The organism is Bacillus sp. T2.9-1, assembly GCF_950097965.1.
Lineage (GTDB): Bacteria > Bacillota > Bacilli > Bacillales > Cytobacillaceae > Niallia > Niallia hominis.
The window spans coordinates 1-18,207 of the sequence record NZ_CATNHG010000124.1; the positions used below are offsets into that span (position 1 = coordinate 1).

The window sequence follows — 18,207 nt, forward strand, 5'->3', positions numbered from 1 at the left end:
CGTTATGTGGTGGCATCATTCGTTTAACAATTGCCTCTTTTTGTTCCTTCGAGTATCGTACTCCATTTTTTTCTTTCATATCGATCGACCTCCGTGTTATTTACTTAAAGTATAACACTAAAGTATCGTACGACATCTATCCTAACAGAGGGGGTTCTTTAATTGATGGAATAGCTGCGAAAACATCTGAAAACGCAGAACAAGCTACTCATTCATTGGATTCTATCAATGAAGGCCAATTAAGCGTTGATATACAAACGAGGAAAATGGAGGAAACACTTCTTGTATCAAATGAAGTTAATCATTCTATTAACGAACTAAAAGAAATGATTCATCAAGTTACAGGATTTGTTGGAATTATTACCTCTATTGCAGAACAAACGAATTTATTGGCACTAAATGCTTCTATAGAGGCTGCCAGAGCTGGTGAAGCTGGAAAAGGATTTTCCGTAGTAGCAGATGAAATAAGGAAATTAGCAGAACAGTCTTCCCATTCAGCAAGAGAGATAACATCTATTATCGAAAAGACTTCTGAGAAAACCGATTTAGCTGTTGCAAATATTGAACAATCCAATAAATTAATCGATGAACAAAGAGATGCATTAAATATTACGGAAAAAGCTTTTGATAAAATTAGAACAATGTATGAAGGAATTGTAGACGGCTTTAAACAAACTGCAAGTGCTATGAAGACGGTTAATGGAAGTTCGCAAACGGTGTCGAATCAAATTCAAGATTTAACATCCCGTGTGGAGGAATTTGCAGCAAGTACAGAAGAAATATCCGCAACAGGAAAAGAACAGTTACTATCAACTGAAACCATTGCTAGTGCTGCCAAAGAATTAGACATTTTAGCTAGTAGATTAAATAAGCAGATTAATAAGTTTAAGATTTCCTAATAATGATTCAAAATCATTCAAAACACTGAAACAAAAGAGACCAGGTTGGTGGGGACCCTGGTCTCTTTTTCTGTGTTATACAAGGTGCAATTAAACCTTTTTAGTTAAAGGAAACAAAACGCAATCTTTAATCGTCTCCTTTCTTTAATATCTAAAAGACAGCTTCAATTGGAATTTTTCATTAATCCTGACTAATCAAGTATTTCTCTTTAAAACTTGGACTTAACTCACTCCATACATCAAATTTATTTCCATCCATATCGAAAAAGACAAAATTATTACCTGGATGTCCTCTATCCTCTATATCCCCTACCGTTACACCTTTTTCCATTAACACGTAATGAAGTTTCTTTAAATCTTCTATACCGTCTACTTCAAATGTCAGAAAGAAATGCTCCTTATCTTTGCCATCTTGAAAGGCTGCTTTTTCTCCTTTCTGCGATTTAACAAGAAAGAAGCTTTGATTCGCAAAATCCAGAATGGCTTTCTCTTCATTTCTGAAATTTTCAATTGCACCTAATTTTTCTTGATACCAGTTTGAAGCTAACTCTGGATTCTCAACTGGTAGATAGATTGTTCCAACTCTGTGAATGATTGTATTCATCTTGATCCTCCTTTTGGGATAATATAAGATTCATACTTTCATTCGACAAAAGGAAAAGATATCCTTTTTCTTTTAGCAATTTACACTATATCAATTTGGCTAACATTCTTGCTTGGTTAGGTGATTAATTGTGAGTTTGGATCATATATTATAATTTGGCCTGATATCATTCCTACGTTTTATATTTTCGCTAAGGAGATTCATGAACACTTGTAAAACTGCTCTTTTTTATAACGAGAATCTTTAAATAGTTTTAATCTAACACCTTTTTTTAAGCTAATTTAATGATGGTTGGTTCTACTTCACTCAAAATTTCAAAGGTTTCATCCGAGGTAACAATAATATAATGGTCTATATGATAATGCTCACTTCCTGGACCAGGTAGTTGATCATACCAATCTACAAAATCTGAATTTATAGCCTTATATAAGGACCATGATTTTCTGACTGTATCCACTTCGTTTTTACGAGCCTGAAAAGCTGGTTCTGCTAAATCACTCCGCTTCATTTCATCTGCAAATCTACAGGCTAAAATATAATTTCCATTCTTTTCTTTATTAAATTGTATTTGATAAGTATTATTCTGAATATCTTCTAACGTTATTTGTAAGCCCTTTGAGTATTTGAACTCAACTAATTCTAGTGCTCCTTCTATAGCAATGCTAGGAATCCATACTTTTAAGTTAAGCTTTTTCATACTTTTCCTCCTTTTTGAAAAACTCCTTCAGTTAATATTTCCCATCCATTATAACTCTTTTTTTATACAAAAAACCCACCTTTCGTATGACCTTTTCATACAAAAAGTGAGTTTTCTTTTATCATTATCTTTTTAACCATGTTCCCTCAGCTAACCTTTCATCGCTAAATTCCCTAAAAAGATTACATCCTACTGAAATTGTATTACTGTTTATTATACTTATAACTTTCCAATAGTATCACTTCTAACTTTCCAATCCATTTATAATAAACTAATAAGATAAGTAGAAGGATAGGTACAACAATTAATTCATACCATAAATGCCACCAACCCAAATGGAAATATCCCCAAGGTTCTGGAAGTAAAACAAGTGCTTCATAAATGATAACTCCCACTGTCCAACTAGCAATATAAATTACCTTTCTTTTCATATCGGATACAAAAGGAAACCAACTTAAAAATAGGATGTTTACTGGAGGAATCAGTAATGTATGTGCAAGGACACCAAGCCAATCAATACCTTTATCAAAATACCAATATCCATGGTACTTGAATTCGACCATCACATCAAAAACGTTCTGAAATGCAATGGTAAATATCCAAATACTAAACATTGCATTCATGCTAGCTATTTTATTTTTTTGAAAGGCAATTAAATTAAATAAAATAATGGAAATAAATAGAAAAATCATCGTTTGTATTATTTTCCTTTTTAATAATATGTTATCCTGAATAAATCTAATAATACATCGCTAAGCTTGTTTATTATATGAATTATTTTCTATATGTAATTTTATTCGATTGCATAGTTTCACAACTTGATCATTGTCTCCCATTGGAGCATCTTGCCAATCATAAACTTCCATTGGTCCCCAATGTTCTTTTGGTGTATTTGGATAACGAGCCACAATGTGCATATGGAGATGCGGAACAGAGTTACCAGAAACAAGTGAATAGATATGTTCTGCGTTTTCTGATTCCTTAAGAGCCTTACTAACTCTTGTCATTATTACTCCAAATGCCTTTGCTTCTTCTACTGTCATATCTGCAAGTGAGGGAGTATGTCTTTTTAAATCAATCATAATATGACCTAAATAGTTTAGCTTTCCCTTTCTATCGATATGACCAACATATACATAATCATCTTCATAAATCATTACTCCCGAAGTTTTGATATTGCCAACATGCTTATTACAGATAAAACAACTTTTATTCATTCTAATTCCCCTTTTAAGAAAATTAATAGTAAAAATAAAAAGGAGACCTTTTCTCCCAGGCTCATATTCCCTCTAGTTGTAATAATTTACCTTTTATTTAAATAACGCACCTTATGCTTTATTCACAAACTTTTTTTCTTACTTCTACTGTGGCTATTCATACATCCTAGATCTTTCCATCCATTTCAATCTCATAATGCTTTTAATTCGACATATAAGGGACTAATCCTCTTTAATGTACCCCCTTATAAATGCTAAATAAGCAATAACAAGACAGAATAACTCACCAAACCAAGAAAAAAAGCAACGAAACTGCTCTCTCTTTCTTCTGGCAACTCTTCCTTTAGTACATTTAATATTATCCCACCTGCCAAGAATGCTGTGAGCAATGAGATATAAACTTCTTTTAATTCTGTAAATACTCCAACCACCCATCCTAATAATATTGCCAATGTCAGTAACCATCTTCCAAAATGGTCATATATTTCTTTGTGATCTTTCCTTAGACTGTGATCATTGGTAACAAAATGAACCGCCATTGCTAAGAAGTAGAAAAACATCCCCCAATGACTTTTATATGTTTCTCTAATCAAAAGGTAGCCTATTAGCGCATTATATACAAAAAAAGATGTTATATGAATCCAGAATACACCGGGTTTCGTTTTTTTCATACCACTTTCTTTTTTTGAATTCTTCACCATTCTTTCTAGTCCATAGAAAATAGTCAATCCCAGTAGAGCTATCAGATAGGCGTGATTCTCAAATAGGTGAAAGACTCCTTTAGCTCCTGCTTGCTCCAATACTCTTTGATGTTTACTTAATTCGGGCAATAGATGGATAAATACATAAGAAACAGCAATCCCTCCCGCAATGGAGAGAAACCTACTTCTAGGTGAATCTTTGATAAACTTCATTGCTTTAGAAAAGAAATGAATAAAAATAAAGCCAATTGCAAAAACAAAACTTAGACTAATCGTCATTTAAATCCCATCCAATTTTTAGTTATGTACATTAAATAACCTAAATCTACATAACAAAACCATACTCGGAAGATTACAACCTATCTACTCTGCTCATTTTAAGAATATTCTTCTTTAACTTTCCAATTCTATTCCAGTAAAACCTTGAAGATTCCTATGCTAAAAGAGCATTAATTATCTAAGTTTTTCTTTCACTTGGTTTAAGTGGTGGATATCGTGTTCCAAAAATATTTCAATGAATTTTTCTGGTGAAAATGAGTTTGGCTCATTTTCGATATGAAATTCGATATCCCTATCAAGCTCTTTTAACTCTTTCACTAATTGTTTCCGTGTTTTTGCGAAATCGTCGATTATCTCCCTAACATTTTTATATTTCTTTAAATGGGCGACAGCTTCCTTGTTATGTAAATCGTGATTGGGAAAAGGCGGTAAAACCATCTCGTTAGCCATCAAAGGTACCATCTTTTCTAATATAAATTTATCCCAATAAAACAAATGTCCCACTATCTCTCTAATGGACCACTTTCCTTCTGAAATAGGTTCATTAAGGATTTTTTCAGGATAGTCCTTTAATTCAAATAATTTTTCAATTATGTCTTCATATTGATTGATTTTATTCATTTTCTAAGCCCCCTCCCCAAAAGTTAGGAAAAAACCAAACGAACGTATGTTCACTTTTATAATAACAAGAAAATTCAGCTTATTCAACCATGCTACCCTGTTAGTCCAAAGAGAAATGAATTCCTAGATAAAGATGGAGTAGCAAAACTTGTGTTTGCTACTCCCATTCATACTATATTTTCAGATACAATCATCTACAAATAAATTCTTCTAACTTTTTTAGGAATATTAGGAACTATCAATATATTAAATATACTTTCTTTTTAAAGAAAGGCCTCCGTTACTCTAAGTACATCATTTCACAAAATCTTATACTACTGAAAGAACCTGATTATCGTTTATCTTCCCCTTTTATATTTCTATTATTTCAACTAACCCCTTTAGTTACTGAAATAATCAAAAAAAAGAATAACAACTTATGTCAATTTCCTTTAATCAAATATCTATCACATGGAATTATTTGTATCTGATTTCTTAAATATTCCTACTAAAAGCAAACTTAATCCTATGATAAAACCTATTGGGAATAATAAAGAAAGTGCTAGTTCAATAAGACATTTAACGCTTATTACAATAAAAGAGATTTATAAATTTCTCCAATAATCCCTTTCAATTGATGCACACCTAATTCTGCATTCGTCATAATAACGGCACCTTTCTCTATGTGTGGGTACGCCACCATCATACATTGAAAACCTACTCCCCATCCCATAGATGTAATTTCTAATTCTTTTTCGGAACCATCTAAAAATACACCTAATCCAGTCCAGCTTTTTCCTATTTGAGAAGTTATCATTTCTTTAGCTAATCTTTTTGAAATTCCAATTTTACTTTCTCCTTTTAATGCATTCATTAACTCAAGGACTAGTGTAGCTAAATCTAATGCAGTCGTCCATAATCCTGCAGCTGCAGGATAAGGGTAGATAGGATATTTTTCTTCTACCAACTTACCGTTTTTATTATGACCACAAGAAAACTCCTTTTTACCTATCTCGAACATCGTTGTATTTAAATAGCTATTTTCCATTTTCAATGGCTTAAATATTAGCTCATTTACCACATGATTAAACTGCTTTTTCGTTACATCTTCTATTAGTTGCTGAATAATACAATAGCCCGCGTCAGAATAATGAAATTCACTTTCTGGCTCGAATTGCACCTCAATAGGAACTTTACAATAATGGGATTTTCCCTCTAACAATTCAACCATCGAGGGAAACCCTATATCTAAATTCTGTTCAAAAAAACTACCTTCAGGGTCCTTGATTCCCGATTGATGACTAAGTAAGTTTCTTAAAGTAACTTTTTTATTTTTTGTATATTTATTTTCAGGCACTTTCCACGTTACAAGTCTTTCATTTACACTTTCATCTAAATCAAGAAGCCCTTCATCCAGTAACTTTATTGCTATTATTCCAGTCAGGAACTTACTAATGGAACATGCACTGAAAATAGAATCATCACTTACCTTTCTATCGCTTTTCACTTCAAGTAACCCATAGTTTTTTGTTCCACTGATTTGACCTTCTTCGAATAATGCAATACTTAAACCGTTTACATTATAATATTCCATTCGTTCTTCCATATGGATGTTTCGTAAGTTCATCATTCTCACCCCAGATAACTTTATAATGAAACTATAACACGAATATACGTTCTTATACATATATTTGGAAAAATAATTTTGCTCTGTTTATTGAACAAGAATCGTACACATTTATGTGTAGTTTGGAAATTAATAATTTAAATATGCTTAAATATTCTTCTTCAAACAACAAAAAACCCACTTTCTGTATGGTTCCAATTCCATACCAAAAAGTGAGTTTTCCCTTATCCTTATCTAGCTTACTCGCCTAAATCGACGTTATGATATACTTGCTGCACATCATCTAAATTAAGGCTGCTATTTATATTACTATATCAATGTTTTCACTAATCATTTAGTGTATGAAGTTATTAACATTTATTATAATTTAAATTATCTAGTCGTTAATGATAATAGGTTTTCTTTGGAAGTTAAAGCTAGATAAAAGAGACATTTTTTCATGAGGATTAGGTTATATTCCCCTTTCTCTATAATTTAAAATAAAAAGACCCCCACCAGTTAAGGTAAGAGTCCTTTTAAATGTAATGACAGCAACTGCCATTAAACAATACACCCTATCATAGATAGGTGTCAGACGATCACGACAAGGTGATCTAACATAATTTATACTCTAATAATAAACAATAACTTTCTTTATGTCAAGAGATAAACATATATCCTATCTATGAAAGAGTACGTTATTATTTTATTCAATATTATCAATATTATGCTAGGCGGTCAAAGATTTAATATCCAAACATATACATTAATCTGGACTTCAATAATTTCATATCTTTCTTTTCAATATTAAATATCAAATCACCAATACGACTAATGTCTATAGTTTTAATATCTTCACATTTTATAGCTGATAATTCTTCTAATTCCTTGTATTTATTTTTATATAAAAAGAAATGATTTTTATACTTAGGTATTTTCTTTCCATGAGCCACACTATAAGGGAATTTTGTAGATATAGGTATAACCACTACAGTTTCCCCAGTATTTAAGTGATTAGGAGAGACTATTACTGCAGGTCTAGTTTTATTTTTCTCAGCACCCAAATTACCTTTCCCAAAATTGACCCAATACACTCCACCACGAAAAACATCTCTAATTGGTGGCTTTTTACCTCTTACTTTTGGTTTACTGGCATGTGAATTTAGCATTTTTTCTTTATCATCCATTAATTTGTATTTTTCAGATAACCATTCTGCTGATTGTCTAATATTCTCATTTTTATTCCACGGCATAACTTTACCTCCCATATTTCTCTATATTTTACCATATTAAGAGAATAGCAGGGAGGAAATTATTCGAAATAAAGAACATTTTGTCAGTTGTTGCGGTTTCCGGGGAAATCTTTGAGAACTTGGAAATTTAACTCCGAGTCTTTTTATGCTATTCGTTATTTACCATTTCACTAATTGTGTTTTCAAGTTCTTCGATACGCTGCTCTAAAGAAGTTATATAAACCCTTGCAGTAGGATATACAAGTCCTTTCAAACTAACTCGTAAATCGACAACTTCTGAAGGTTGAGGATTTTCATTAATTAATTTATCCACTTGAGCTTGAAAACCTTCTCCATATGATTGAACATTTTTTATATGGTACTTCAATACGTTTTAAATTATCATTAAAAAGGTTTCGGTAATCTCTATTTATATTTGTCCCTAATGTTGGATAAGGATAATTAGGCATCTATAATACTCCTTTCAAGTAATAAAAGGATACTTTTATTTAGTAGTATCCTTTGTTTGTTTCAACTCATTTAATTGTCCTTCTAAATCTTGTATGTATGCGTCTTTCATTGCTAAGGTCACCTGTAAATTAGCCAATTGTTGAGCAAGATTCCCCATTACGATTTGTTCATTTACAGTAACTTGTTTTTTCTCAGCCATTTTCAATTCACCGCCATTTCTAAATCAGCAATTTTATGTTCAGCTTCTTCTAACCTTGTTATTAGTTCTTGAGTAGCTTTCCTGTTCATAGATAAACCTTTATACATATTAATTGTGTCACCTTTTCTAAGCATAGGTGCCGCTTCTGCAATAAAACCTATTTGTTTATTGTCGTATATACCTTCATTTAAATCACTTTTCAAGAAATATGTGAATACCGGATGATCTTTTACAATATCCATACCACTCTCTGAGAATGGTTCGATATTGTCTTTATAAAGTACACTAGATGCTGGATTGAATTCGCTCGCATATATTGGTCTATAAGTAACTCCATTACCTTCGTTGTATCCAGCGTGATCTGTAACTCTAACAGCTCAGTATACATCATCTAATAACAAACAAAAAACCCACTTTCCATATGAATTTAATTTCATACAAAAAATGAGTTTAGTTTATCATCATAAATATTATGATTTTTGATATAGTATATCGTAGCTTAAGCTCCAACCCACTTTCTGTATGGTTCCAATTCCATACCAAAAAGTGAGTTTTCCCTTATCCTTATCTAGCTTACTCGCCTAAATCGACGTTATGATATACTTGCTGCACATCATCTAAATCTTCAATCGCATCAATCATTTTCTCGAATTGTGCTTGTGCGTCTGGATCTAATGTTACATCGTTTTGTGCAAGCATTGTTAGCTCGGCTACGGTGAATTCTGTTACACCAGCTTGTTTAAATGCTTCTTGTACAGCGTGGAATTGATCTGGCTCTGCGTATACAATAACAGAATCTTCTTCTTCCATAATATCGCGTACATCTACATCTGCTTCCATTAGAAGCTCTAATGCTTCTTCTTCTGTTTTTCCTTCTACCCCAATAACGGCTGTTGCATCAAACATATAAGAAACGGAACCACTTACTCCCATGTTTCCACCATTTTTACCAAATGCGGCACGAACATCTGAAGCTGTTCTGTTTACGTTATTTGTTAAAGCATCAACGATTACCATCGAACCGTTAGGACCAAAGCCTTCATAGCGAAGCTCATCATATGTTTCTTCGGAACCGCCTTTTGCTTTTTCAATTGCACGGTCAATAATATGTTTTGGTACACTATATGTTTTTGCGCGCTCTAGGACAACTTTTAGCGCTTGATTAGATTCTGGATCTGGTTCCCCTTGTTTTGCCGCTACAAAAATTTCACGGCCGAATTTTGCATAAATACGACTAGTATTTGCATCTTTTGAAGCTTTTTTGTCTTTAATATTGTTCCATTTACGACCCATTATGAACACTCTCTTTCTGCTTATACATTCAACTTATTTATTATAGATAAAAACACAGCATTTCTTCAACTTTTATTGATTGTATTTCGCGTTTATCTACCTGCCATTTCTTAAAGCCACTAACATTATACATGAAATGGCCATTTTATTCAGCTTTTTGTTAAAAACTTTGTGGCAAAGCTTAGACAAATTTGTCCAGAGAAAATTCTAACATTACTTTTATATCCGCTATTTAGGCTCCTTCTCTATACATTAGTCGGAAATTCTCCGCTTATTCGTTCTCCTGCTACTAAAAAATCACAATGAATAATAACAGCGCCTAATACAAAAAACTTGCAACAAATAAAAAGTTACAAGTTTTTATATCTATCACTGGTTTTGCACTAATAGCTTTTCTCTCATTCCCTTTGCTGCCTCTACCATTACTTCTAGTGCACCGATTGTTTCCTCTTCATTCCTTGTCTTCAAGCCACAATCCGGATTAATCCAGAATAAGCGTGGATCAAGAACAGCTAGAGCGTTTTCGATGTTTTCGGTAATTTCTTCTTTTGTTGGCACTCTTGGACTATGTATATCATATACGCCAAGTCCAATTCCTTTTTCGTATGTTTTCTTTGCAAATGTTTGAATAAATTCCCCGTGACTTCTGGATGTTTCGATAGAAATCACATCGACATCGAGTGCATCAATGGCATCAATAATGTCCTCAAAATTCGAGTAGCACATATGTGTATGAATTTGCGTTTCTCTTTCCACAGACGTTGTTGCAAGTTTAAAAGAGTAGACAGCTGCATCTAAATATTTCTTCCATTTTTCTTTTTTTAGTGGCAGTCCTTCCCGAAGAGCTGGTTCATCTACTTGAATCATACGAATATTGTTTCTCTCAAGCTCCTCCACTTCTTTCTTGAGACTGAAAGCGATTTGCTTCGCTACTTCTGCTCTTGAAATATCATCTCTTACAAATGACCAGTTCAAAATGGTGATTGGCCCTGTCAGCATTCCTTTTACAGGTTTAGTCGTCAGACTTTGCGCATAGACCGTTTCTTTCACGGTCATTGGATTCTCATATGCGACATCACCATAAATAATGGGTGGCTTCACACAACGAGAACCATAGGATTGAACCCAAGCAAACCTAGTAAACTGAAAGCCGGCTAGCTTCTCACCAAAATACTCCACCATATCTGTCCGTTCAAATTCTCCATGAACAAATACTTCTAACTCTAAATCCTCTTGTATCTCTATCCATTTTTTAATTTCTGCTTGAATAAAAGTCTCATACTCTTCATTGGTTATTTCTCCTTTTCGCCATTTTAACCGCTCCTTCCGCACTTCCTTCGTCTGTGGAAAACTTCCGATTGTCGTTGTCGGAAGAATTGGAAGTTTGAAAGCTTCTTGTTGTGCTTGCTGTCTTATTTTTGCATTATCGCTTCTTTCTGGTTTGCCAGCAGCCCTTTTTAATTCTTCTTGAAGAACTTGATTATTTCTTGCACTGGACGAGTTCAATCTAATAATCGCTTCTTTACTTTTATCGATTTGAGCTCGAATGACTGCTTTTCCTTTTCTGGCTCCCTCTGTTAACGTATTTATTTCTTGTAATTTTTCATCTGCAAAGGAAAGTGCCTCTTTTAAAATCAAATCTATTTGCTCTTCCTTCACCGTTACTGGTACATGAAGCAAGCTTGATGACGGCTGGATGATTATCTTGTCACTTCCGATAGCCTTCTGTATTTCTGCAAGCAGCTCTCCCTTTTCTTCCAAATTAGCTCTCCACACATTTCTGCCATCAATAATACCTGCAGCAAGGACTTTCTCTTTTGGAAATCCATATTGCTGAATAGATGCTAAATTCTCTCCGTCATCGTGAACAAAATCTAAACCAATTCCTGCGACAGGTAACGAAATAATCGTTTTATAATCTGTCACAGCGTCAAAATAGGTTTGAAGAATCACTTTTAATTTTGGGGCCGCCTTTTGCAATGTTTGATAGATTTGCTGTGTAATGTTCCATTCTCTTGGTGTGACATCTGTAACTAAATATGGTTCATCTATTTGAAGCCATTCCACTCCCTCTCTTTCTAGCTCTGTTAAAATTTGTGCATATAAAGGGAGATAAGATTCCACTGTTTCTTCTAGCTTATCTTCTTCATAGCCTTTTGCTAATTTTATAAAGGTCAGTGGTCCTAACAATACCGGTTTTCCCTCGATTCCTAATGCTTCCTTTGCTTCCCGGAAAAATGCCAGTGGGCGATTCTCTGTTAATAGTGGCTTTCTTTCTCCCAGCTCTGGCACCATATAGTGATAGTTTGTATTGAACCATTTTTTCATGGCTGATGCTACTGCAAACTTATTTCCTCTAGCAATCTGAAAATAAGTTTGCAAGGGAACCTTCCCCCCATTATAAGCAAATCTAGCTGGCACTTGCCCAAACATCGCAGCCGTATCTAATACATGATCGTAGAGACTAAAATCACCGACAGGAATTAAATCAATTCCTTGAAGCTTTTGCTTTTGTATGTTTTTTAATCGAAGCTTTTTCGTTTCTTCCAGCAGCTCTTCTTCCGAACTCTCCCCCTTCCAATAACGCTCCAATGCTCTTTTCCATTCTCGTTTCTCTCCAATTCTTGGATAGCCTAAATTAGAACTTTTATACATGCTGTTTCCCCATTTCCGATTTTTTATCTCTAGCAAAAGTTAGTCAAAAAAAGAGCCGGACGTCCACATATCTATATAGAAGCTCTCTACTTTCTTGCTTCCTAGATAAACAGTGGAGTCAGACTCTTATGAGATTTCTCATTTAAGTTCAGCACTAACTAGAGTTGAGACAATTCTTCTCCCAACACATATTCTCCCTCCTCTATATCCACGTAGAGTAGCTTACTTACAAATAGGCAGGTCTCCTGACTTAGGATCATCACTCCTTCTCTCCTTCCCATCTAGTTAAGACAGTGGATATGAGAATTTGTTCCTCCTTACAGTGGCGGGACCGCGCCGGATTCTAACCGGTCTTCCCTTTTAAGCCATGAATGGGAATTCATAAGCACCTATTTGCGCTATTTAATTTTCAGTTCATTTCTATAATAAAAAATAAAAACCTCCCTTTATAAAAAAGAGAGGTTTCGTCGTGTATCTTTATCCCCCTCTTATCTTTCAAAGCATCATCGCTTTGCTGGAATTAGCACCTTTTCTTAAAAAAGAATGGTTGCTGAGGTATCAACGGGCCAGTCCCTCCACCTCTCTACATAAGAGTTTTTTATGTACTTTTTCGAATTAACAAAATATTAGCACGGTAATTTCTCATTGTCAATTCTTGTTTTACATACTGTATATAATTTTTTATTTCTTTTGGATACGTAAAATTTTCAAGATTATTCCCTTTTACATGCCTTTTCCTATTTTTACATAATAGATTTCTTTCCAGCCCTTCTTGATTACGAACACTTGTTCTGTTATGATAAAAAAGTAAGGAGATGATTTAGATGCTGCGCGATCGAGGCACAATTAAATGGTCAGCGATGATGATGCCTGAACATGTTCAAAGTATAAAAGAGATTTTAGTGGAATCACAAAAAATAAAAATGCCTATTTTAGAAGAAGATAAAATACGCGAAATGGAGTTACTGTTACTTGAAGGAATCGAATATAATCTTTTGCTTCACTTTGAGATTTTTCATGATGGAGCTATCAGATGTTTATCTGGAAAAACAACTTCTATAGACCATCTAAACCGAGAGCTTCGTATTCTCGATACGAATAATCATACGCACTCCATTCCTTTTCCCAGCTTGGTAAACATACAAAACGATTAATAAAAGGAGCATTACCGTGTTTGATTATACGCAATTTCCAAATAGATCCATTCTTTGTGTAGATATGAAAAGCTTTTATGCGAGCATTATTGCTGTCACAGAAGGATTAGATCCTCTCACCTGCCATCTTGTGGTTGTTGGCAATACCGACCAAAAGGGCAGTGTCGTCTTAGCGGCATCTCCTGCCATGAAGAAAGACTTTCGCATAAAAACAGGCTCAAGACTTTTTGAACTACCAGATGATCCAAGAATTATCGTGCGAAATCCGAAAATGGGACTATTCATTCGAGTATCGACCGAGATAACGAAATTATTTTTCCGATATGTGCCCCCCTCTGCTGTCCATACCTATTCTGTCGATGAAAGCTTTCTTGATGTAAGTGGAATGGGAAAAACCTTTGGCACACCAATGGAAATAGCTCAGAAAATGAAAGGCGATATTATGCGCGAGTTTGGGCTGCCTTCGACAATTGGCATCGGACCCAATATGCTCATGGCAAAGCTTTGTCTTGATTTAGAAGCGAAAAAAGTAGATGGTGGTATAAGCACATGGTCTTATGAGGACATTCCCCATAAATTATGGCCTATTTCCCCGCTGCGCGATATGTGGGGAATTGGAAAACGAACAGAAAAAACGTTAAACAATATGGGGATATTTTCGGTTGGCCAGTTAGCACGCTATGATTTAACCTTACTTGAGAAGAAATTTGGGATTATGGGGAATCAGCTTTACCACCATGCCTGGGGAATTGATTTATCGGAAATTGGTGCACCCATTATGCAAGGACAAATTAGCTACGGGAAAAGCCAGATATTGCTGCGAGATTATAAAGAAATCCACGAAATAAAATCCGTTCTCCTTGAAATGTGTGAGGATGTAGCAAAAAGAGCCAGAAGCAATCATCATGCAGGAAGAACCATCACTTTAGGAATTTCTTACAGCAAAGATGAATTTGGCGGTGGTTTTCAACGATCTCGAACAATCGAAAACCCAACAAATGTAACGATGATTATTTATCAGGTCTGCCTTGAATTATTTCACGAAAACTACCGGGGACAAACGGTTAGACAAATTTCTGTTTCTATTACAAAATTAGAGAATGATTATGAAATGCAATTAGATTTATTTGACACAGGCGGGTGGAAAAAAAGGAAGCTTGGCTATGTTGTCGATACGATTCGAAATCGCTATGGCTCGACCGCCATCTTGCGTGCTGTTTCCTACACCTCTGGGGGTACAGCCCTAAAGCGCGCTAATTTACTTGGTGGACATAAAAAATAAGAAATGAGGTGGATTGATGTTAAAACAAATTCGATTAAAAGAGGAAAGCATTCCTTCCAAAAATACTTATCCCTTTATAATCCCTGCACTCCGCCATTTTAGCTCCCTTGATTTTAAAAAGAAGGTGACGTTTTTTGTTGGGGAAAATGGCTCTGGAAAGTCTACCTTGCTTGAAGCTATTGCCTATCAATGCCAATTTAATACAGCAGGCGGTGGCAGAAATAACAGCTATGATGTTCATTCTTCCCAATCCGATTTGGGAGAATATCTACAGTTATCATGGTCTCCTACTAAGCTTACGAACGGATTTTTTCTGCGGGCGGAATCCTTTTATGAATTTGCTACACATATTGATCAACTAGAAAGTGCGAATAAATATGCGAGTTATGGCGGAAAATCATTATTACAGCAGTCCCATGGCGAATCCTTTCTATCTCTCTTTCTTCACCGTTTTAAAGGAGAAGCGATTTATTTATTAGATGAGCCGGAAGCTGCGCTATCACCACAACGGCAATTAAGCTTTCTCCGCATCCTCCATGATTTAGCAGAGACCGAAGAATGCCAATTTATTATTGCGACTCATTCTCCGATTTTATTAGGCTATCCGAATGCGACAATTCTTAGCTTTGATGGCGACCAAATGGAGGAAGTCGAATACGAAAATACAGAGCATTATCAAATTACCAAATACTTTTTACAATATCGAGAGAAAATGCTGCGAGATATATTGGAGGAAGAAATAGAGGGTATGTAAAAATTGGATATTCTCCTCTTAATCAGTAAATAGTATAACTATCTGATTACTTAAGGAGATTATTATGATTGGATTATTACTCTCTGTCTTTATCTTTAATTTTATTGCCTATATAACGAATAAAAAATTAACGCATAATCAAATTTTACATATATGGATATTTACTATCGCTTTTCAACTGCTGTTTGATTTATATATTGATGTAGGATACCATGCCTACTGGTACTTCAGTAAATCAGAGGTGGATTGGGAATCAATCATTCATATTTTACTATTGGTACCACCTGTAAATATTATTTTCCTAAATCTTTATCCGATGAAGAAAAAGATTCTATATAAAATTTTATTTATTTTCATGTGGAATCTTATCATTGTAGGATATGAATGGTTCACTTTATTACCATCACCATGGGGATATTTTCATTATGGCTGGTGGAAAATCTCCTACTCCTTTTGCATCAATCCCATTTTACTATTTATTTTAATAAAATATTATAAGCTAGTAACCAAACTGGAGAAGAAATCCCGTTCGGCGACGGAATGATTATTCTGTTGCTTCTTGAGATCATAACGAATACTCCTTTAGCAACTCCCTCTTTTCTTTCTTCTACATTTTGACTTAAAATGATGAAACGTTTTATTCTATACACCGATTAAAACAGCCCTTATACCTATTGACTTCACTATTCCGAACGGAAATCAGGACTATCAACTCATATTTTTTTATAAAGTAATAAAAAAATACGACTTTATACCTTGAATTAACCGAATAAAGTGGTAAAATTAAATTTGGGCAAATTTTACGAAAGTAAAAGACGCAAAGCCACGGGCCTAACGCAATTGCTATGGTAGCCGGGTTGCCAAGATTATACATATATCTTGTTGAAAAATCTTCCTGTCTAATTTGCCTTATAAAATTAGAAAAGAGGAATGTTATGTTTTATCCAACCGTTGTAACTGAAAAGCCGTGTATTAGACATGTTGTAAAGGACAAGAATTACTGTATGTGTGGTTCGAAATACAAATCGTATTCTACCTTTAAAAAATCAGACTTTAAGCGAATTGAATTCAAGCAGCTTACAGATATCACCTGTCCTTACTGCCAGTCCATCATTAATTAATGATGGATTTTTTCCTTTTTCCCCTCTTCGCAGAAAACTCAACTACATAAACAATTTCTATACTCATTCCGCTTCGAATACATTTTTAGGATAATCTCAAAAAATTCACGGAAAATAAAAGCGATTTCATTTTTAATGAAAAACTTTTAAAATGGAGATGACAGCCTATGTCGATTGTCTTTTTACGAATATGCATGGTTCTGATTAGTTGGGGAAGCTTATTGTTTCTTCCGAAATCGATTATCAAAAAGTTTCTTCCTGTTACTTTTTTCTCTGCGTCTATTCTTTTAATCGAGACGCTTTTATCGCTTATCTTTAAATGGTGGAAAGTAAAAGGCGGATTAAATTCTTTAGTCGCAGATGCATTGGGATTTATATTCGGCCCTTTTGTAGCGATTAATATTTGGATATTTCATTTAACACATAAGAAGTTTCTACTATACACACTAATAAACTTCATAATGGATCTTATTTTTGCTTTTCCATTAAATACATTTTTTCAAAAAGTAGGCTTTTATAAATTAAAGAAATTCACCTCTATTCATTTATTCTTTATTTCATATGGCCTGTCTTTTCTTAATTACTGGTTTCAAAAATTTATTGTATCAGATAAAAATATAGAGAATGCTCACTAAGAAGCATTCCCTAATCTTTATCTGGCTTCCCATTCAGCAACTTCTTTACGGACAAGTGGAGCTACTTCTGTTCCAAGCAATTCAATTGCTCTAAGCACTTGATCATGGGGCATGCTGCCAACGGGAACGTGGAGCATAAACCGAGTAATGCCTACATTTTTGCGAAGAGCAATAATCTTGTCTGCGACCGTGCGCGGATCTCCTACATACAGTGCACCGTTTTCACTCCGCGCTGCATCAAAAGTCTCTCTTGTATAGGCTCCCCATCCTCTTTCTTTTCCAAGAACATTCATGGCATATTGTGTGGATGGGAAGAACGCATCTGCAGCACTTTCTGTTGTCTCTCCAACAAATCCATGGGAATGAGAAGCAACCGTTAATTTCTTCGGATCGTGGCCGACATGCTCTCCTGCACGGTAATAAAGGTCAACAAGTGGAGCAAACTGCGCTGGATTCCCTCCAATAATCGCTAACACTAATGGTAAACCAAGGATACCGGCACGGACAACGGACTCACTGTTCCCACCACTTCCAATCCAAATCGGCAATGGATCCTGTACTGGCCGAGGATAAACCCCAAGATTATTAATACTTGGACGATGCTTTCCACTCCATGTCACTTTTTCAGATGCCTGTAATTTTAAAAGCAAATCTAATTTTTCATCAAATAATTCATTATAACCTGAATTATTCATAAAAACTTATTGACAAGCTATTGAATGCTTATTTATCACGTAGCACAGCTGAATTGTCATTCATCAAATAAATGAAAAAAGAATCCATTTCTGTTAGAGTTTAAGTAACCACA

20 protein-coding genes, 1 pseudogene and 3 riboswitches are annotated in these 18,207 nt (G+C 34.5%); of the genes and pseudogenes, 7 read left to right on the plus strand and 14 right to left on the minus strand.

What is annotated here, in order from left to right; translation table 11 throughout:
* A partial coding sequence (locus QQZ16_RS18740) for a methyl-accepting chemotaxis protein (protein WP_284561651.1) occupies window positions 1-899 on the plus strand: 899 nt, incomplete at its 5' end.
* A 181-nt stretch (window positions 900-1,080) separates the two neighbouring features.
* Here QQZ16_RS18740 and QQZ16_RS18745 read toward each other — a convergent pair.
* From QQZ16_RS18745 to metE, 13 genes are all read right to left on the minus strand, one after another.
* On the minus strand, window positions 1,081-1,503 hold the full coding sequence (locus QQZ16_RS18745; protein WP_031538030.1) for a VOC family protein: 423 nt from the start codon (window positions 1,501-1,503) through the stop codon (window positions 1,081-1,083).
* 271 nt (window positions 1,504-1,774) lie between these two features.
* Window positions 1,775-2,200 carry a hypothetical protein gene (locus QQZ16_RS18750; RefSeq protein ID WP_031538031.1) on the minus strand — a complete coding sequence of 142 codons (426 nt, stop codon included), beginning with the start codon at window positions 2,198-2,200 and terminating at the stop codon, window positions 1,775-1,777.
* Between the two features lie 203 nt (window positions 2,201-2,403).
* Window positions 2,404-2,892 carry a hypothetical protein gene (locus tag QQZ16_RS18755; RefSeq protein ID WP_284561652.1) on the minus strand — a complete coding sequence of 163 codons (489 nt, stop codon included), beginning with the start codon at window positions 2,890-2,892 and terminating at the stop codon, window positions 2,404-2,406.
* A gap of 60 nt (window positions 2,893-2,952) precedes the next feature.
* On the minus strand, window positions 2,953-3,417 hold the full coding sequence (locus QQZ16_RS18760) for an HIT family protein (RefSeq protein WP_235247643.1): 465 nt from the start codon (window positions 3,415-3,417) through the stop codon (window positions 2,953-2,955).
* A 254-nt stretch (window positions 3,418-3,671) separates the two neighbouring features.
* Window positions 3,672-4,397: a hypothetical protein gene (locus tag QQZ16_RS18765; protein ID WP_284561653.1), complete on the minus strand. Its 726-nt coding sequence runs from the start codon at window positions 4,395-4,397 to the stop codon at window positions 3,672-3,674.
* A gap of 174 nt (window positions 4,398-4,571) precedes the next feature.
* Window positions 4,572-5,018, minus strand: coding sequence for a DinB family protein (locus QQZ16_RS18770; protein ID WP_235247645.1), 447 nt, complete (start codon window positions 5,016-5,018; stop codon window positions 4,572-4,574).
* A 568-nt stretch (window positions 5,019-5,586) separates the two neighbouring features.
* Entirely contained in the window at window positions 5,587-6,624 is a 1,038-nt protein-coding gene (locus QQZ16_RS18775) for a serine hydrolase domain-containing protein (RefSeq protein WP_235247646.1), read from the minus strand.
* 725 nt (window positions 6,625-7,349) lie between these two features.
* Window positions 7,350-7,856: a type II toxin-antitoxin system PemK/MazF family toxin gene (locus tag QQZ16_RS18780; RefSeq protein WP_031538038.1), complete on the minus strand. Its 507-nt coding sequence runs from the start codon at window positions 7,854-7,856 to the stop codon at window positions 7,350-7,352.
* 148 nt (window positions 7,857-8,004) lie between these two features.
* The gene (locus tag QQZ16_RS18785) at window positions 8,005-8,169 is read right to left on the minus strand and encodes a hypothetical protein (RefSeq protein ID WP_155986755.1); all 165 of its coding nucleotides are present in this window, start codon (window positions 8,167-8,169) and stop codon (window positions 8,005-8,007) included.
* A gap of 171 nt (window positions 8,170-8,340) precedes the next feature.
* On the minus strand, window positions 8,341-8,505 hold the full coding sequence (locus QQZ16_RS18790) for a hypothetical protein (protein WP_155986756.1): 165 nt from the start codon (window positions 8,503-8,505) through the stop codon (window positions 8,341-8,343).
* A 2-nt stretch (window positions 8,506-8,507) separates the two neighbouring features.
* A complete protein-coding gene (locus QQZ16_RS18795; protein ID WP_328283833.1) occupies window positions 8,508-8,822 on the minus strand; it encodes a tail fiber domain-containing protein in 315 nt (104 codons plus the stop codon).
* Between the two features lie 256 nt (window positions 8,823-9,078).
* Window positions 9,079-9,798 (minus strand): YebC/PmpR family DNA-binding transcriptional regulator, encoded by a 720-nt coding sequence (locus QQZ16_RS18800; protein WP_031538040.1) that lies wholly within the window; start codon window positions 9,796-9,798, stop codon window positions 9,079-9,081.
* A 369-nt stretch (window positions 9,799-10,167) separates the two neighbouring features.
* A complete protein-coding gene (metE, locus tag QQZ16_RS18805; protein ID WP_284561654.1) occupies window positions 10,168-12,453 on the minus strand; it encodes a 5-methyltetrahydropteroyltriglutamate--homocysteine S-methyltransferase in 2,286 nt (761 codons plus the stop codon).
* 218 nt (window positions 12,454-12,671) lie between these two features.
* Window positions 12,672-12,861: riboswitch (cobalamin riboswitch) on the minus strand.
* Between the two features lie 77 nt (window positions 12,862-12,938).
* Window positions 12,939-13,047, minus strand: a riboswitch (SAM riboswitch).
* A gap of 230 nt (window positions 13,048-13,277) precedes the next feature.
* On the opposite strand from metE, the gene QQZ16_RS18810 reads away from it, so the two are divergent.
* The 6 genes from QQZ16_RS18810 to QQZ16_RS18835 all read left to right on the plus strand — a co-directional run bounded on the left by QQZ16_RS18810 (window position 13,278) and on the right by QQZ16_RS18835 (window position 17,399).
* Window positions 13,278-13,607: a YolD-like family protein gene (locus tag QQZ16_RS18810; protein ID WP_235247648.1), complete on the plus strand. Its 330-nt coding sequence runs from the start codon at window positions 13,278-13,280 to the stop codon at window positions 13,605-13,607.
* Between the two features lie 64 nt (window positions 13,608-13,671).
* On the plus strand, window positions 13,672-14,889 hold the full coding sequence (locus QQZ16_RS18815; protein WP_268817775.1) for a Y-family DNA polymerase: 1,218 nt from the start codon (window positions 13,672-13,674) through the stop codon (window positions 14,887-14,889).
* Window positions 14,890-14,902: 13 nt separating this feature from the next.
* Entirely contained in the window at window positions 14,903-15,643 is a 741-nt protein-coding gene (locus QQZ16_RS18820; protein WP_031540020.1) for an AAA family ATPase, read from the plus strand.
* 64 nt (window positions 15,644-15,707) lie between these two features.
* Entirely contained in the window at window positions 15,708-16,187 is a 480-nt protein-coding gene (locus QQZ16_RS18825) for a hypothetical protein (RefSeq protein ID WP_031540022.1), read from the plus strand.
* A gap of 238 nt (window positions 16,188-16,425) precedes the next feature.
* Window positions 16,426-16,508, plus strand: a riboswitch (cyclic di-GMP riboswitch).
* 70 nt (window positions 16,509-16,578) lie between these two features.
* Window positions 16,579-16,764 carry a hypothetical protein gene (locus tag QQZ16_RS18830; protein WP_155986788.1) on the plus strand — a complete coding sequence of 62 codons (186 nt, stop codon included), beginning with the start codon at window positions 16,579-16,581 and terminating at the stop codon, window positions 16,762-16,764.
* A gap of 167 nt (window positions 16,765-16,931) precedes the next feature.
* Window positions 16,932-17,399: a hypothetical protein gene (locus QQZ16_RS18835; protein WP_031540023.1), complete on the plus strand. Its 468-nt coding sequence runs from the start codon at window positions 16,932-16,934 to the stop codon at window positions 17,397-17,399.
* A 17-nt stretch (window positions 17,400-17,416) separates the two neighbouring features.
* Here QQZ16_RS18835 and QQZ16_RS18840 read toward each other — a convergent pair.
* A pseudogene (locus QQZ16_RS18840) lies at window positions 17,417-18,079 on the minus strand (LLM class flavin-dependent oxidoreductase); the annotation flags it as partial.
* Between the last annotated feature and the right edge of the window lie 128 nt (window positions 18,080-18,207).

Coding starts and splice junctions, on each gene's coding strand:
- QQZ16_RS18800 (WP_031538040.1), bottom strand. CDS start 9,798: ATGGGTCGTAAATGGAACAATATTAAAGACAAAAAAGCTTCAAAAGAT.
- QQZ16_RS18750 (WP_031538031.1), bottom strand. CDS start 2,200: ATGAAAAAGCTTAACTTAAAAGTATGGATTCCTAGCATTGCTATAGAA.
- QQZ16_RS18775 (WP_235247646.1), bottom strand. CDS start 6,624: ATGAACTTACGAAACATCCATATGGAAGAACGAATGGAATATTATAAT.
- QQZ16_RS18810 (WP_235247648.1), top strand. CDS start 13,278: ATGCTGCGCGATCGAGGCACAATTAAATGGTCAGCGATGATGATGCCT.
- metE (WP_284561654.1), bottom strand. CDS start 12,453: ATGTATAAAAGTTCTAATTTAGGCTATCCAAGAATTGGAGAGAAACGA.
- QQZ16_RS18765 (WP_284561653.1), bottom strand. CDS start 4,397: ATGACGATTAGTCTAAGTTTTGTTTTTGCAATTGGCTTTATTTTTATT.
- QQZ16_RS18790 (WP_155986756.1), bottom strand. CDS start 8,505: ATGGCTGAGAAAAAACAAGTTACTGTAAATGAACAAATCGTAATGGGG.
- QQZ16_RS18825 (WP_031540022.1), top strand. CDS start 15,708: ATGATTGGATTATTACTCTCTGTCTTTATCTTTAATTTTATTGCCTAT.
- QQZ16_RS18745 (WP_031538030.1), bottom strand. CDS start 1,503: ATGAATACAATCATTCACAGAGTTGGAACAATCTATCTACCAGTTGAG.
- QQZ16_RS18770 (WP_235247645.1), bottom strand. CDS start 5,018: ATGAATAAAATCAATCAATATGAAGACATAATTGAAAAATTATTTGAA.
- QQZ16_RS18835 (WP_031540023.1), top strand. CDS start 16,932: ATGTCGATTGTCTTTTTACGAATATGCATGGTTCTGATTAGTTGGGGA.
- QQZ16_RS18830 (WP_155986788.1), top strand. CDS start 16,579: ATGTTTTATCCAACCGTTGTAACTGAAAAGCCGTGTATTAGACATGTT.
- QQZ16_RS18760 (WP_235247643.1), bottom strand. CDS start 3,417: ATGAATAAAAGTTGTTTTATCTGTAATAAGCATGTTGGCAATATCAAA.
- QQZ16_RS18755 (WP_284561652.1), bottom strand. CDS start 2,892: ATGATTTTTCTATTTATTTCCATTATTTTATTTAATTTAATTGCCTTT.
- QQZ16_RS18780 (WP_031538038.1), bottom strand. CDS start 7,856: ATGCCGTGGAATAAAAATGAGAATATTAGACAATCAGCAGAATGGTTA.
- QQZ16_RS18815 (WP_268817775.1), top strand. CDS start 13,672: ATGAAAAGCTTTTATGCGAGCATTATTGCTGTCACAGAAGGATTAGAT.